14 protein-coding genes and 1 tRNA gene are annotated in these 15,021 nt (G+C 70.8%); 1 reads left to right on the top strand and 14 read right to left on the bottom strand.

The window, feature by feature from the left end:
- Positions 1-9 precede the first annotated feature (9 nt).
- The 13 genes from ACZ7G1_RS11055 to ACZ7G1_RS10995 form a co-directional block, all read right to left on the bottom strand.
- A complete protein-coding gene (locus tag ACZ7G1_RS11055) occupies positions 10-657 on the bottom strand; it encodes an arsenate reductase/protein-tyrosine-phosphatase family protein (protein WP_470872335.1) in 648 nt (215 codons plus the stop codon).
- Complete coding sequence (locus ACZ7G1_RS11050) at positions 654-1,301, bottom strand: L-threonylcarbamoyladenylate synthase (protein ID WP_470872336.1); 648 nt, start codon at positions 1,299-1,301, stop codon at positions 654-656. Before ACZ7G1_RS11050 ends, ACZ7G1_RS11055 begins: the two co-directional genes overlap by 4 nt.
- A 34-nt stretch (positions 1,302-1,335) precedes the next feature.
- Positions 1,336-2,181, bottom strand: a complete 846-nt coding sequence (prmC, locus tag ACZ7G1_RS11045; RefSeq protein WP_352188985.1) for a peptide chain release factor N(5)-glutamine methyltransferase — start codon at positions 2,179-2,181, stop codon at positions 1,336-1,338.
- Between the two features lie 38 nt (positions 2,182-2,219).
- Positions 2,220-3,296: a peptide chain release factor 1 gene (prfA, locus tag ACZ7G1_RS11040; RefSeq protein WP_470872337.1), complete on the bottom strand. Its 1,077-nt coding sequence runs from the start codon at positions 3,294-3,296 to the stop codon at positions 2,220-2,222.
- 93 nt (positions 3,297-3,389) lie between these two features.
- A complete protein-coding gene (rpmE, locus tag ACZ7G1_RS11035; RefSeq protein ID WP_015036196.1) occupies positions 3,390-3,611 on the bottom strand; it encodes a 50S ribosomal protein L31 in 222 nt (73 codons plus the stop codon).
- Positions 3,612-3,745: 134 nt separating this feature from the next.
- Positions 3,746-4,840, bottom strand: a complete 1,095-nt coding sequence (locus tag ACZ7G1_RS11030) for an LCP family protein (RefSeq protein WP_470872339.1) — start codon at positions 4,838-4,840, stop codon at positions 3,746-3,748.
- 195 nt (positions 4,841-5,035) lie between these two features.
- Positions 5,036-7,075 (bottom strand): transcription termination factor Rho, encoded by a 2,040-nt coding sequence (gene rho / locus ACZ7G1_RS11025; protein ID WP_470872340.1) that lies wholly within the window; start codon positions 7,073-7,075, stop codon positions 5,036-5,038.
- Between the two features lie 429 nt (positions 7,076-7,504).
- Positions 7,505-8,422, bottom strand: coding sequence for a homoserine kinase (gene thrB / locus ACZ7G1_RS11020; protein ID WP_470872342.1), 918 nt, complete (start codon positions 8,420-8,422; stop codon positions 7,505-7,507).
- Positions 8,423-8,722: 300 nt separating this feature from the next.
- On the bottom strand, positions 8,723-9,793 hold the full coding sequence (gene thrC / locus ACZ7G1_RS11015; RefSeq protein WP_470872343.1) for a threonine synthase: 1,071 nt from the start codon (positions 9,791-9,793) through the stop codon (positions 8,723-8,725).
- Between the two features lie 6 nt (positions 9,794-9,799).
- On the bottom strand, positions 9,800-11,092 hold the full coding sequence (locus ACZ7G1_RS11010) for a homoserine dehydrogenase (RefSeq protein ID WP_470872344.1): 1,293 nt from the start codon (positions 11,090-11,092) through the stop codon (positions 9,800-9,802).
- Between the two features lie 140 nt (positions 11,093-11,232).
- On the bottom strand, positions 11,233-12,624 hold the full coding sequence (lysA, locus tag ACZ7G1_RS11005; protein ID WP_470872346.1) for a diaminopimelate decarboxylase: 1,392 nt from the start codon (positions 12,622-12,624) through the stop codon (positions 11,233-11,235).
- Between the two features lie 10 nt (positions 12,625-12,634).
- A complete protein-coding gene (gene nrtL, locus ACZ7G1_RS11000) occupies positions 12,635-13,654 on the bottom strand; it encodes an ArgS-related anticodon-binding protein NrtL (RefSeq protein ID WP_470872348.1) in 1,020 nt (339 codons plus the stop codon).
- A gap of 72 nt (positions 13,655-13,726) precedes the next feature.
- A complete protein-coding gene (locus tag ACZ7G1_RS10995; protein ID WP_470872349.1) occupies positions 13,727-14,242 on the bottom strand; it encodes a response regulator in 516 nt (171 codons plus the stop codon).
- A 159-nt stretch (positions 14,243-14,401) separates the two neighbouring features.
- Here ACZ7G1_RS10995 and ACZ7G1_RS10990 point away from each other — a divergent pair.
- Positions 14,402-14,473: transfer RNA gene (locus ACZ7G1_RS10990), tRNA-Arg, on the top strand.
- Between the two features lie 73 nt (positions 14,474-14,546).
- On the opposite strand, the gene ACZ7G1_RS10985 is transcribed toward ACZ7G1_RS10990, so the two are convergent.
- Positions 14,547-14,969, bottom strand: coding sequence for a hypothetical protein (locus ACZ7G1_RS10985; RefSeq protein ID WP_470872350.1), 423 nt, complete (start codon positions 14,967-14,969; stop codon positions 14,547-14,549).
- Between the last annotated feature and the right edge of the window lie 52 nt (positions 14,970-15,021).

Here is a 15,021-nt window from a genome sequence, read left to right as displayed (position 1 = left end):
CCGGGGCCCTCAGGGCTTCGCCGAGACCCCCGTCAGGGCGGTGACCACAGGGTCGAGGGCCTGGTTGATCTCCTCGCCGATGGAGCGGAAGAAGGTGATGGGGGCGCCGTAGGGGTCGGTGACCTCGTCGGCGTCGAGGGAGGGGGCGAGGAGCCACCCGCGTAGAGCGGCGGCGGCACGGACGAGGGCGCGGGCGCGTTCGACCATGCCGTCGTGCCGGGGGTCGGGAAGGGTGGCGGGGTCGATGGCGCGGACGAGGCGGGTGAACTCCTTCAGGGTGAAGGTGCGCAGCCCCGCCGAGTGGCCCATCGAGATGACCTGGGCGCGGTGGTCGCGGGTCGCCGTGAGGACCAGGTCCGCGCGGATCACGTGCTCGTCGAGGAGCTCGCGGCCCACGAAGCCGCTGTAGTCGGCGCCGAAGTCGGCGAGGACCAGTTCGGCGTTGGCCTCCATGGGGGCGCCCTCGTGGCCCCAGGTGCCGGCGCTCTCCACGATCAGGCCGCCGCCGAGGGGGTCGCCGAGCCGGTCGCACAGGGCATGGCGGGTCAGCCGCTCGGTGATCGGCGAGCGGCAGACGTTGCCGGTGCTGACGTGGAGGATGCGGAAGGTGCTGCTGTCGTCGAACCCCGCTATGCCACGCCCCTCAGGGGCGGTCAACTGGCCACCTCGAGGTCGGGTACGACCTTCCGGAGCTCCTCCGGCGACAGCGCGCCCTCGCGCAGCAGCACCGGGACCTTGCCCGTGACGTCGACGATGGACGAGGGGACGATGCCGGGCGTCGGCCCGCCGTCGAGGTAGACGGAGACGGAGTCGCCGAGCATCTGCTGGGCCGCGTCGCAGTCCTCCGGGGACGGGTGGCCCGTGAGGTTGGCCGAGGAGACGGCCATCGGGCCGACCTCGGTGAGCAGCTCGATGGCGACCGGGTGCAGCGGCATCCGGATGGCGACGGTCCCGCGGGTGTCGCCGAGGTCCCACTGGAGGGACGGCTGGTGCCGGGCGACGAGGGTGAGCGCGCCGGGCCAGAAGGCGTCGACGAGTTCCCAGGCCTGCTCGGAGAAGTCGGTGACCAGGCCGTGGAGGGTGTTCGGGGAACCGATGAGCACGGGCGTGGGCATGGTGCGGCCGCGGCCCTTGGCGGTGAGCAGGTCCGCGACGGCCTCGCTGCTGAAGGCGTCCGCGCCGATCCCGTACACGGTGTCGGTGGGCAGCACGACGAGCTCGCCGCGGCGGACGGCGGACGCGGCTTCGCGCAGGCCGGTCACGCGGTCGGTGGCCTCGTTGCAGTCGTATCGCCGTGCCATCAGTTCCCGGCCTCCTCGTGCGCGTGGTGCGTGGTCATGGCATTGCCTTGCGGGCGGTCGCGAAGCGCGGCCGGTTGTTCAGGTCCGGGTGGTCGGCGGCGTCGGCCCAGCCCGCCTCCTCGTTGAAGATCCACGGGACCTGTCCGCCCTGGGTGTCCGCGTGCTCGATGACGACGAGGCCGCCGGGGCGAAGCAGCCGGTGGGCGGTGCGCTCGATGCCGCGGATGGTGTCGAGGCCGTCCTCGCCGGAGAAGAGGGCCATCTCCGGGTCGTGGTCGCGGGCCTCGGGCGCCACGTACTCCCATTCGGTGAGCGGGATGTACGGCGGGTTGGAGATGACCAGGTCGACCTGGCCGTCCAGCTCGGGGAGGGCGCTGAGCGCGTCTCCCTGGTGGACGGTGACGCGCGAGCCCTCGGCGTTCTTGCGGGTCCACACGAGGGCGTCGTCGGAGAGCTCGACGGCGTGCACGCGCGAGCGCGGCACCTCCTGCGCCATGGCGAGGGCGATGGCCCCTGAACCGGTGCACAGGTCGACGATGAGGGGTTCCACGACGTCCATGGCGCGCACGGCGTCTATGGCCCAGCCGACGACCGACTCGGTCTCGGGGCGGGGCACGAAGACGCCGGGGCCCACCTGGAGCTCCAGGTAGCGGAAGAACGCCCGGCCGGTGATGTGCTGGAGCGGTTCGCGCGCCTCGCGGCGGGCGACCGCCTCCCAGTAGCGGGCGTCGAAGTCCGCGTCCTTGACGTTGTGCAGCTCCCCCCGCTTGACGCCGTGCACGAACGCGGCGAGCTCCTCGGCGTCGAAACGCGGTGAGGGAACGCCGGCGTCGGCCAGCCGCTGGGTGGCCTGGGCCACCTCGGCAAGCAGCAGGTTCACGCTGGTCCTCCGTGGTGCGGGGGTGGGGCTTACGGAACTTATGCCGCGGCGAGCTTGGCGGCGGAGTCGGCGTCGACGCAGGCCTGGATCATCGCGTCCAGGTCGCCGTCGAGGACCTGGTCCAGGTTGTAGGCCTTGAAGCCGACCCGGTGGTCCGAGATCCGGTTCTCCGGGAAGTTGTACGTACGGATCTTCTCGGAGCGGTCGACCGTGCGGACCTGGCTGCGGCGGGCGTCGGCGGCCTCGGCCTCGGCCTTCTCCTGGGCGGCGGCGAGCAGCCGGGAGCGCAGGATGCGCATGGCCTGCTCCTTGTTCTGGAGCTGGCTCTTCTCGTTCTGGCAGGAGGCGACGATGCCGGTCGGCAGGTGCGTGATGCGGACCGCGGAGTCGGTGGTGTTGACCGACTGGCCGCCGGGGCCGGACGAGCGGTAGACGTCGATGCGCAGGTCGTTGGCGTGGATCTCGACGTCGACCTCCTCGGCCTCGGGCGTGACGAGCACGCCGGCGGCGGAGGTGTGGATGCGGCCGGCGGACTCGGTCGCGGGCACGCGCTGGACGCGGTGGACGCCGCCCTCGTACTTGAGGCGGGCCCAGACGCCCTGGCCGGGCTCGGTCGCGCCGTTGCCGCCCTTGGTCTTCACGGCGACCTGGACGTCCTTGTAGCCGCCGAGCTCGGACTCGGTGGCGTCGATGATCTCGGTCTTCCAGCCGACGCGCTCGGCGTACCGGAGGTACATGCGGAGCAGGTCGCCGGCGAAGAGGGCGGACTCGTCGCCGCCCGCGCCCGCCTTGATCTCCAGGATGACGTCCTTGTCGTCGCTCGGGTCGCGCGGGACGAGAAGGAGGCGGAGCTTGTCGGTGAGCTCCTCGCGGTCCTTCTCCAGCTGCTTGACCTCGGCGGCGAAGTCCGGGTCGTCGTGCGCGAACTCGCGAGCGGTCTCGATGTCGTCGCCGGTCTGCTTCCAGGCCCGGTACGTGCCGACGATCGGGGTCAGCTCGGCGTAGCGCTTGTTGAGCTTGCGCGCGTTCGCCTGGTCGGCGTGGACCGAGGGGTCCGCGAGCTTCGTCTCCAGGTCGGCGTGCTCGCCGACCAGTTCCTCGACCGCCTCGAACATCGGGGGCTCCTGGTTTTCGTCAGTTCTACGGGACGGCAAAGCGCCGGTCCCGGCCACCCGCGCGGGGCGACCGTGGACCGGCGCAGGGGCTCGCTACTTGGCGGAGCCGGCGGCCTTGCCGAAGCGGGCCTCGAAGCGGGCGACGCGGCCGCCGGTGTCGAGGATCTTCTGCTTGCCCGTGTAGAACGGGTGGCACTCGGAGCAGACCTCGGCACGGATGGTGCCCTCGGTCAGGGTGCTACGGGTGGTGAACGACGCGCCACAGGTGCAGCTGACCTGGGTCTCGACGTACTCGGGGTGGATCTCGCGCTTCAAGGTGTCTCCTAGTTTCGGGAGGGCTCCGGGTCGCCGTCGCGGGTTGCGGCAAGCGTGAACCGGGGCCGACGTACCAGTCTGCCAGGACCGGCCGTATCTCCCAAAACGGGGGTCGGCCCCGGGCTATTCCCGGGCTACTTCACGACCCCGTCGGCCTTGCCGGTGGCGGCGTCCCGGGTCGCGGAGGCGGGGATCGGCAGGTCCTTCTTCAGCGCCGTCCAGACCTGCCGCGACTCGGCCTCCAGCGGGATCACGCGGTTGGGGTCCCGGGGGTCGTACTCGACGGGCAGGGTGACCATGTGGACGTTCTGCGCTCCGATGCCGGCGAGGCCCTGGGCGAAGCCCATGAGCTCCTGGACGGAGTCGAGCTCGGAGTCCGGGGTGATCGCCTTGGTGGCGGCGTCGGCGAGGTCGAGGAGCTTCTTCGGGTTGGTGAAGACGCCGACGTCCTTGACCTGGTCGATGAAGGCCTTCATGAAGGCCTGCTGGAGCTGGATGCGGCCGAGGTCGCTGCCGTCGCCGACGCTCTTGCGGGTGCGGACGAGGCCGAGGGACTGCTCGCCGTCGAGGGTGTGGGTGCCGGGGGCGAGGTCGAGGTGGCTCTTGGAGTCCTTGATGGCCTGCGTGGTGGTGATCTCCACGCCGCCGAGCTCGTCGATGAGCTTCTTGAAGCCGGTGAAGTCGACCTCGATGTAGTGGTCCATGCGGATGCCGGACATCGACTCGACGGTCTTGACGGCGCAGGCGGGGCCGCCGACCTCGTAGGCGGTGTTGAACATGGCCCGGTGCCGGCCGGGGACCGTGCCGCCCTTGCCGTCGGTGCAGGAGGGCCGGTCGATGAGCGTGTCGCGGGGTATGGAGACGACGCTTGCCTTCTTGTGGCCCTCGTAGACGTGGACGACCATCGCGGTGTCGGAGCGGGCGCCGCCCTCGTCCTTGCCGTAGGCGGCGTTGTCGCCGGAGCGGGAGTCGGAGCCGAGGACGAGGATGTCCATGGAGCCGTTGTCGATGTTCTTGGGGCGCTCGGTGCCCAGCTGGGCGTTGATGTCGACGCCCTGGATGTTGCCGTCGAGCTTGAAGTACACGTAGCCGAGACCGGCGCCGCCGAGCACGAGGACCGCGGCGGCCCCGGCTATCAGGATCGGCGCCTTGCGGCGCTTGGCGGGCTGCTTGCGGCGTCGGCCGCCGCCCCCGCCGCGGACGCGTCCGCTGCTGTTCTGCTCGGTCATCGTCTTCCCTCGGGCCCTCGGTTCACCTTCTGTGACGGCGAAGCACCCGAAAGGGTTGCACGGCTCCCTGTGTGGTTTCGGTGAGCGACGCACCGCGCCCACCGTGCTGGGCACGGTGGGCGCGGTGGTTTACGCAGGTCACGACGGGGTTACGGGCGCGGGGCCCGGTTGTCGTCGTGTGACGCAGCTCTCGCGTCAGTCGTTGTTGCTCGCTCCAGGGGTGGTCTTCTGGATCTGGAGGAGGAACTCGCCGTTCGACTTCGTCTGCTTCATCTTGTCGAGCAGCAGCTCGATCGCCTGCTGCTGGTCGAGCGCGTGCAGCACGCGACGCAGCTTCCAGGTGACCGCGAGCTCGTCGGCGCCGAGCAGGATCTCCTCCTTGCGGGTGCCGGACGCGTCGACGTCCACCGCGGGGAAGATGCGCTTGTCGGCGAGCTTCCGGTCGAGCTTGAGCTCCATGTTGCCGGTGCCCTTGAACTCCTCGAAGATCACCTCGTCCATGCGGGAGCCGGTGTCCACGAGCGCGGTGGCGAGGATGGTCAGCGAGCCGCCGTCCTCGATGTTGCGCGCGGCACCGAAGAAGCGCTTCGGCGGGTAGAGCGCGGTCGAGTCGACACCACCGGACAGGATGCGGCCGGAGGCCGGCGCCGCGAGGTTGTACGCGCGGCCCAGGCGGGTGATCGAGTCGAGCAGGACGACCACGTCGTGACCCAGCTCCACGAGACGCTTGGCGCGCTCGATGGCCAGCTCGGCGACGGTGGTGTGGTCCTCGGCCGGGCGGTCGAAGGTCGAGGAGATGACCTCGCCCTTGACCGACCGCTGCATGTCGGTGACCTCTTCCGGACGCTCGTCGACCAGGACGACCATCAGGTGGCACTCGGGGTTGTTGTGGGTGATCGCGTTGGCGATCGCCTGCATGATCATGGTCTTGCCGGTCTTCGGCGGGGCCACGATCAGACCGCGCTGGCCCTTGCCGATCGGCGACACGAGGTCGATGATCCGCGTGGTCAGCACGCCCGGGTCCGTCTCCAGGCGGAGGCGGTCCTGCGGGTAGAGCGGGGTCAGCTTGTTGAACTCCGGACGGCCGCGGCCGGAGTCGGCGGCCATGCCGTTCGCCGAGTCCAGGCGGACCAGCGCGTTGAACTTCTCGCGGCGCTCGCCCTCCTTCGGCTGCCGCACGGCGCCGGTGACGTGGTCGCCCTTGCGCAGGCCGTTCTTGCGGACCTGGGCGAGGGAGACGTACACGTCGTTCGGACCGGGCAGGTAGCCCGAGGTCCGGATGAACGCGTAGTTGTCGAGGATGTCGAGGATGCCCGCGACGGGGATCAGGACGTCGTCGTCGGCGACCTGCGGCTCGCCGGCCTGGAAGTCGTCACGGCCGCGACGGCCACGACGGTCGCGGTAGCGCCCGCGACGGCCACGACGGCCGCCCTCGGCGTCGTCGTAGTCGTCCTGCGGACCGGCCTGCTGGCCGCCCTGCTGACCCTGGCTCTGGCCCTGACCCTGCTGGCCCTGGCCCTGGCCGCCCTGGCGCTGACGCTGGCCGCCCTGGCCACCGCCCTGCTGCTCGTCGCCCTTGGCGCGGTCGCGCTGACGGTCACGGCGGTCACGGCGGTCGCCGCGCTCACCGCGCTCGCCGCGGTCACGACGGCCACGGCCCTCGGCACCGTCGACGGCCGCCTCGGCCTGCGCGTCCGTACGGGTCTCGGTGCGGGCCTCGGTCTTGACGACCTGCGCGGCCTCGGCCTTGGCCTCGCCCTCCGGCGAACCGGCGGGGGCGGTGGCCCGGCGACGACGGCGCTCGCCGACCGGCTGGTCGTCGGAGGCAGGCTGACCCGGGATGTCGATCTGCTGCTGGGCGACGGCCTTCTCGGCCTTCTCCGCCTTGGGCGCGGCGGCCTCGGCGGCCTCGTCCGTGCGCGCCTTGGAGGTGGCGCGGCGCTTCGGCTTGGTGTCGGAGGCGTCGGCGGCCTTGGCCGGGGCGGCCTGGGCGGATCCGCCTCCGGCCTGCGCCTCCTTGATGACCTCGATCAGCTGGCTCTTGCGCATCCGCGCGGTGCCCCTGATGCCGAGGCCGGACGCGACCTGCTGCAGCTCGGCCAGAACCATGCCGTCGAGGCCGGTGCCGGAGCGGCGGCGCCGTGCGGTGCCGCCGGTGGCAGCACCTGCGGAGGGCGCGGCGGTGTCGACACTGTTGTCGGCAGTCACGCCCATCAGATCGGTGGTGTCGCTCACGAAGGGTCCTTCCCTGGAGCGGACGTCGGCCATCTGGCTCGGCGACCGGTTGTGCTGTCCGGCAGCGGTCCTGGCTTGTGGACCGTGTCCGGGGCGGTGGTCCCGCCGGGTACGGCGGAAGGGAGAAAACGTGCTGTGGGTCCGGCCCGAGCGCCCCCTGCTCGGCCCTCACTGCGAGAGAGCGAGGGGTGTCGTGCCGGTTCCGGAGCGTGCTCAAAACTGCTCAGGCAGGCTGCTCAGGCAGTTGAGGAGGCTCTCGGAAGAATGGTGGTCCCTGATGGGGACTCTCCGCACCGCTCCACAAAGAGGTCGGGTGCAGACTTGAGGTTAACACTACCGGCTCCAACAAAAATTCCCCCTCTCCCTCACCGGCAATCTCCAGTCCGGAGCACTGTGGGGGCGCTGCCCGGCGCCCCCCGCCGCCGCGCCCTAGGGCGCCAGCGGCAGCACGACCGCTCCGGACGCGTCGAGGTCGAGCCGGTTGGCGGCCCAGCCCTCGCCCGCGAGCAGGGCGACCTTGTCGGCCGTCCCGTGTTCGGCCAGCGCGAGCACCGTGGGGCCCGCGCCGGAGATGACCGCGGGGACACCGTCCGCCCGCAGTCGGTTCACCAGGGCGATGCTCTCGGGCATCGCGGGAGCCCGGTACTCCTGGTGCAGCCGGTCCTCGGTGGCCGAGAGCAGCAGCTCGGGGCGGCGGGTCAGGGCCTCGACGAGGAGGGCGGCGCGCCCGGCGTTGGCCGCGGCGTCCACGTGCGGGACCGTGCGCGGCAGAAGTCCGCGGGCGGTCTCGGTGAGTACGGGCTTTCCGGGGACGAAAACCACCGGAACGATGGAATCCGAAGGATCCATCCTGATCGCCTTCGCGGCGCCGGACTCGGTCCAGGCGAGCGTGAAGCCGCCGAGCAGACAGGCGGCGACGTTGTCGGGGTGGCCCTCGATCTCGGTGGCCAGTTCGAGGAGGGCGGCCTCGTCGAGCTTGGCGTCCCCGCCTATGGTCACGGCGCGGGCGGCGACGATGCCGGCGCAGATGGCGGCGGAGGAGGAGCCGAGGCCGCGGCCGTGCGGGATGCGGTTGGCGCAGACGACCTCGAGGCCGCGGGGCTGGCCGCCGAGCAGGTCGAAGGCCGTGCGCAGGGAGCGTACGAGCAGGTGGCGCTCGTCGCGCGGGAGCGTCTCGGCTCCCTCGCCGGCGATGTCGACGTGCAGTCCGGAGTCGGCGACCCGGACGACGACGTCGTCGTAGAGCCCCAGCGACAGGCCGAAGGCATCGAAGCCGGGGCCGAGGTTGGCGCTGGTGGCGGGGACGCGCACCCGTACGGCGGCGGCGCGGAACGCTGGACCGGCCATCGCTCGTTGACTCTCCTTGATTGCGGCAACAGGCATTTCGAACAGCAGGGGCTTCGCACAACGAGTACGGAAGGCGAAGTACTCGGAGACCCGGGGGCCGTTTCGGCCACGAAGGCGACAACGGCAACGACACCGCGCATATGCGTCGGGGCGGGTTGGGTACAGCCTATCGAAGGAAGGTTCTGTGGCGACATAGGGCGCACAGGAGGCGCACGATGCGTGTCGCGAGCCAACCTGTGCGCCTATGTACGTTCCTGATCGGGTATCGATCGGGTCTTTCCCCGCCGGGGCGGGGTGGGATCAGGCCAGGCCGAGGCGTTCGGCGGCGGCCGCCGCGTCGACCGGGACGGTGACCGGCTGCGGCGCGCCGGCGACGGCCCAGTCGGGGTCCTTCAGGCCGTTTCCGGTGACGGTGCAGACGATCCGCTGACCCGGGTCGACCTTGCCCTGGGCGGCGGCCTTCAGCAGACCGGCGACCGACGCGGCCGAGGCGGGCTCGACGAAGACGCCCTCCTGCGCGGCCAACAGGCGGTAGGCCTGCAGGATCTCACGGTCCGTCACCTCGTCGATGAAGCCGCCCGACTCGTCGCGCGCGGCGATCGCGTAGTCCCACGAGGCCGGGTTGCCGATGCGGATCGCGGTGGCGATCGTCGACGGGTCCTTGACGACCTCGCCGCGCACGAGCGGCGCGGAACCGGAGGCCTGGAAGCCCCACATGCGCGGCCGGTGCGTCGCGAGACCGTCCTCGGCGTACTCGCGGTACCCCTTCCAGTACGCCGTGATGTTGCCGGCGTTGCCCACGGGCAGGACGTGGATGTCGGGGGCGTCGCCGAGCATGTCCACGATCTCGAACGCGGCGGTCTTCTGGCCCTCGATACGGACCGGGTTGACCGAATTGACCAGCGCCACCGGGTAGTTCTCGGAGAGGCTGCGGGCCAGCGTCAGGCAGTCGTCGAAGTTGCCGTCGACCTGGAGGATCTTCGCGCCGTGCACGAGGGCCTGGCCCATCTTGCCGAGCGCGATCTTGCCCTGCGGCACCAGCACGGCGGAGACCATGCCGGCACGGACCGCGTAGGCCGCCGCCGAGGCGGAGGTGTTGCCGGTGGACGCGCAGATGACCGCCTGCGCGCCCTCCTCCTTGGCCTTGGTGATGGCCATGGTCATGCCCCGGTCCTTGAAGGAACCGGTGGGGTTGGCGCCCTCGACCTTGAGGTGCACCTCGCAGCCCGTGCGCTCGGAGAGCACCTGAGCGGGGACGAGCGGCGTGCCGCCCTCACGGAGCGTGACGACCGGCGTCGTGTCCGTGACCGGAAGGCGGTCCCGGTACTCCTCGATGATGCCGCGCCACTGGTGGGTGCCCTTGCTGGTCATGGGTCCTTACTCCCCTTCAACACGCATGATGCTGGCGACACCGCGCACGGTGTCGAGCTGCCGCAGCGCGTCGACGGTCCCGGAGAGGGCGGCGTCGGGCGCGCGGTGGGTGACGACGACGAGGGAGGCCTCGCCGTCCTTGCCCTGCTGGCGGACCGTGTCGATCGACACGCCGTGCTCGGCGAAGACCGTCGCGACCTGGGCGAGGACGCCCGGCTTGTCGGCCACGTCGAGGCTGATGTGGTACCGCGTGACGACCTCGCCCATGGAGCTCACGGGCAGCTGGGTGTACGCGGACTCGCCGGGGCCGTTGGCCTCGTTGAGCTTGTTGCGGCACACGGCGACGAGGTCGCCGAGCACGGCCGAAGCCGTCGGGGCGCCACCGGCACCGGGGCCGTAGAACATGAGCTGCCCGGCGGCGTCGGCCTCGACGAAGACCGCGTTGTACGCCTCGCGGACGGAGGCGAGCGGGTGGCTCAGCGGGATCATCGCCGGGTGCACGCGCGCGGTGACGGACCCGCCGTCCGCGGCCCGCTCGCAGATCGCGAGCAGCTTGATGGTGCAGCCCATCTGCTTCGCCGAGGCGAAGTCGGCGGCGGTGACCTCGGTCATGCCCTCGCGGTAGACGTCGTCGAGACGCACGCGCGTGTGGAAGGCGATGCCGGCGAGGATGGCGGCCTTGGCGGCCGCGTCGAAGCCCTCGACGTCGGCGGTCGGGTCGGCCTCGGCGTACCCGAGGGCGGTGGCCTCGTCGAGCGCCTCGGAGTAGCCGGCGCCCGAGGTGTCCATCTTGTCGAGGATGAAGTTCGTCGTGCCGTTGACGATGCCCATCACCCGGTTGATCTTGTCGCCGGCGAGGGACTCGCGCAGCGGGCGGATCAGCGGGATGGCGCCCGCGACGGCGGCCTCGTAATAGAGGTCCTGGCCGTGCTGCTCGGCGGCGGCGTAGAGGGCCGCGCCGTCCTGGGCGAGCAGCGCCTTGTTGGCCGAGACGACGGAGGCGCCGTGCTCGAAGGCGGTGGTGATGAGGGTGCGGGCCGGCTCGATGCCGCCGATGACCTCGACGACGACGTCGATGTCGCCCCGTTTGACGAGGGCGGTCGCGTCGGTGGTGATCAGTTCGGCCGGAATGCCGCCGCGGACCTTGTCGGGGCGGCGGACGGCGACGCCGGCGAGCTCGACCGGAGCGCCGATGCGCGCCGCGAGGTCGTCGGCGTGCGTCGTCATGATGCGCGCCACCTCTGAGCCGACCACTCCACAGCCCAGCAGCGCCACCTTCAGCGGACGCGTACGCATCATCCGACCTCGTTTCTCGTACTTCTGTTGCGTATTTCTACGGTGGGAACCAGTCTCACTCACCGGACGGGGGTTTCCGCCCCTCGTCCGGATCCTGAGACATCGATTTCATCACCCGACTATTTCACCACGCGACTATTTCGTCAGCCCACGTCGAGACGCAGGAGATCTTCCTCCGTCTCGCGTCGGACGATCACCCGGGCCTCGCCGTCGCGGACGGCGACGACGGGCGGCCTGAGCGCGTGGTTGTAGTTGCTGGCCATGGAGCGGCAGTACGCGCCGGTGGCCGGCACCGCGATCAGGTCACCGGGCGCCAGGTCCGAGGGCAGGAACGCGTCCCGCACGACGATGTCGCCGCTCTCGCAGTGCTTGCCGACGACCCGCGTCAGCATCGGCTCGGCCTCGCTGGTCCGCGAGACGAGACTGACGCTGTACTCGGCGTCGTACAGCGCGGTCCGGATGTTGTCCGACATGCCGCCGTCGACACTCACGTACGTCCGCAGCCCTTCGAGCGGCTTGATCGTGCCGACCCGGTAGAGCGTGAACGCCGTCGGGCCGACGATCGCGCGCCCGGGCTCCACCGAGATCCGCGGCGTCGCGAGACCCGCGGCCTCGCACTCCCTCCCCACGATCTCGTTCAGCGCCTTGGCGATCTCGTGCGGCTCGCGCGGGTCGTCATCGGAGGTGTACGCGATGCCGAGACCGCCACCGAGGTCGATCTCCGGCAGCTCCACCCCGTGCTCGTCACGCACCTCCGCGAGCAGCTGCACCACACGGCGGGCGGAGACCTCGAAGCCGGCCATGTCGAAGATCTGCGAGCCGATGTGCGAGTGGATGCCGATGAGCTCCAGACCGTCCAGCTTCAGCGCCCGGCGCACGGCCTCCGCCGCCTGCCCGCCGGCCAGCGCGATGCCGAACTTCTGGTCCTCGTGCGCGGTGGCGATGAACTCGTGCGTGTGCGCCTCGACGCCGACGGTCACCCGGATCTGTACGCGCTGCCGCTTGCCCAGCGACTGCGCGATGTGGGCGACCCGCACGATCTCCTGGAAGGAGTCGAGGACGATCCGCCCGACACCGGCCTCGACGGCCGCGCGGATCTCCTCCTCGCTCTTGTTGTTCCCGTGGAACGCGATCCGCTCGGCGGGCATCCCGGCCGACAGGGCCGTGGTCAGCTCCCCGCCGGAACACACGTCCAGGTTCAGCCCCTCCTCCTTCAGCCACCGCACGATGGCCCGGGAGAGGAACGCCTTGCCCGCGTAGAACACGTCCGCGTCCCTGCCGAAGGCCTCGGCCCAGGCACGGCAGCGGGCCCGGAAGTCCGTCTCGTCGAGGAAGTAGGCGGGCGTGCCGAACTCCTCGGCGAGCCGGTCGACCGCGATCCCTCCGATGGTCGCGACCCCCCTCTCGTCCCTCGCCACCGTCCTCGACCACACCTTCGGGTCGAGCACGTTCAGATCGGCGGGCGGCGCGGAGTAGTGGCCCTCGGGGAGGACGTCGGCGTGGCGGGGCCCTGCGGGGTGGGCGGAACGGCTCATGTCTGCTCTTTCAGATCCGATCGGGTGCGCTGATGCCGAGCACGGAAAGGCCACCGGCGAGCACCGTCCCGGCGGCTTCGGCAAGCGCGAGCCGGGAACGATGGGCGGCCGAGGGTTTCTCGTCGCCGAGCGGCAGGACCGTGTGCTGGAAGGCCAGCAGCGCGTCGGCGACGACTTCCATGTGCCGTGCGACCCGATCGGGGGCGCGATGGCGTGCCGCGGCGAGCAGAACGACAGGGTGGTCGCCCAGCGCGCCCAGCAGCTCGGGTGCCTCGACAGGCGTCTCGTACGCGGGAGTGACTCCCAGCTGCTCGCCGTTGACCAGCAGCCTCCGCACCCGCGCGTACGCGTACCGCACCCGGAACAATCCGTTGCGCTCATGCTGCACCAACAGGCCCTCCCCCACCAAAGCCCGATCCCCCGGCGCCGCCCTCAACAGCCCCCACCGCGCGGCATCGACACCCAGCCGGCCGACCTCGTAGGGGGCGGGGTACACATGAAGGTGCTGGAGTACGGGCTCGGAGCCGGCGCCACCACTCGCCACGGGGTTCTCCTCACCACTCCCGGAACCCCCGTACTCGACTCGCGCGCCCTGGGTCCTCAGCAGCCGCATCACGGTCGCCACCACGATCTCCGCGCGCGCTTCGCTCACCTCGGCGAACCGGACCTCGGTCCCGGCCAGCGCCGTCCCGTGCCCGTACGCGGCTCCGGCCGCGCCGATCGCTCGTACGAGGTCACCGCCCGCGTCGTTCCGCAGGGTGAAGTTCAGAAAGCCGGGCCCGGTGATCTCCACTCCATCGAGCCCCGGCACGTCCCTCAGCCGCTCCTCGATGATCCCGGCGACATCCCGCGCGCTCCGCCCGGCGGGCCGCGCCAAGGTCAACGCCACATTGCTGGCGTACTCCCCCGCACCGCCCGGCCTGGCCCTCTCGACCTTCACGCGCGACGGCACCTCCACCCGCAGCGCACCCTCGTCCACGGCACGACGCACGGCGTGCAGCAGAGTGATCGAAAGGTCCGCGGGAGTCACACCGCAAGCCTAGGGGAGAAGGGGGGTCCCCACGCGAACCGGTTTCGCCATACGGGCACCCGCGCGCGCCGACTACCGTCCGAACTTGTCCAACAACCCCGCCGCCCCCGACGGCCCACCCGAGTCCCCGGACGCCTCACCACGACGCCTTACGTCGGCTGCGGCCGGCTCCTCTCCCCCGTCCGGCCCGGCGGCCTCGGGCCGCTCGCGTCGCTCGCGGTGCATCAACTGACGCACCACACGCACGAGCTCGGAGGGTTCGAAGGGCTTGGCGAGGAAGGCATCGACCCCGGACGCCGCACCACCGGCGACCTCTCGCTCACCACACGCACTGATGATCGCCACCGGCAGATGACTGGTCCGCGGGTCCGCCCGCAACCGCTCCGCGGTCTTGATCCCGTCCAAGCGGGGCATGACGACGTCCAGGGTGACGACATCAGGACGAACCCGATGCACGACATCCAGACACTCGGCACCATCGGCCGCGGTCACGACCTCGAACCCCTCGAGTTCGAGATTGACCCTGATCAACTGCCGGATCACCTTGTTGTCGTCGACAACGAGCACCCGACCGGACACGCCTGACACACGAACGAGAGTAGGCCGCCCCCCACCACCGCGTCCGGGTTTTGCCCACTTCTGACCCGTGCGGGGGACCCCACCCCCCGTGACACCCCGGAAATCCCTGTTCACAGGCACACCCCCCAAGCTGGTAGGGTTCTACCCGTCGCCGCCAAACGCGGCAACGCCCCCGTAGCTCAGGGGATAGAGCAACGGCCTCCGGAGCCGTGTGCGCAGGTTCGAATCCTGCCGGGGGCACTTCGAAGGAAGTGCCACACAGACCCCGTGATCAGCGGAAACGCTGAGCGCGGGGTTTTGTTGTGTGTGCGGGTTAGTCGGCGGTGACGCCCCAGTAGCCGATCTGGGTGGGGCGGCCGTCGTGGTGGAGCACGGTGCAGTGGCCGCGGCCGCGGGCGGGGAAGTCCAAGCGTTCGGTGTCGAGGGCTTTGTGCCAGTCCTCGTAGGTGGGTTGGCCGGACGGGGACCAGGCGCGTATCTCGGGGTCGGTGAGGGGGCGCATGAAGGGGCCGTCGGTCTGGTCGGTGGCGTCGATCATTTCGGGGAAGTCCAGGACGGTGCAGGTGCCGCCGGTGAAGATGTATTCGGCCCAGTCAGGGTCGCGCCAGAGTTCCTCGACGGTTCGGCCCGTGAAGCCGTGGTCGTCCTCGGCCAGGCTGGCTGCCTGGGCCTGGCGGAATGCCGCTGCCAGATCGGGCTGATACGGGCCTGTCTGCGTCCACGCGTTGCCACCCATCGCTGTCTCCTCCTCATGTCCCGTACGAACTGTCCAGGTGGAAACGCAGCGT

The sequence above is a fragment of the Streptomyces sp. NPDC037273 genome, from assembly GCF_055603625.1.
Note: the sequence above shows the minus strand (reverse complement) of the source record. Positions and strands in the feature narration are given on the sequence as shown.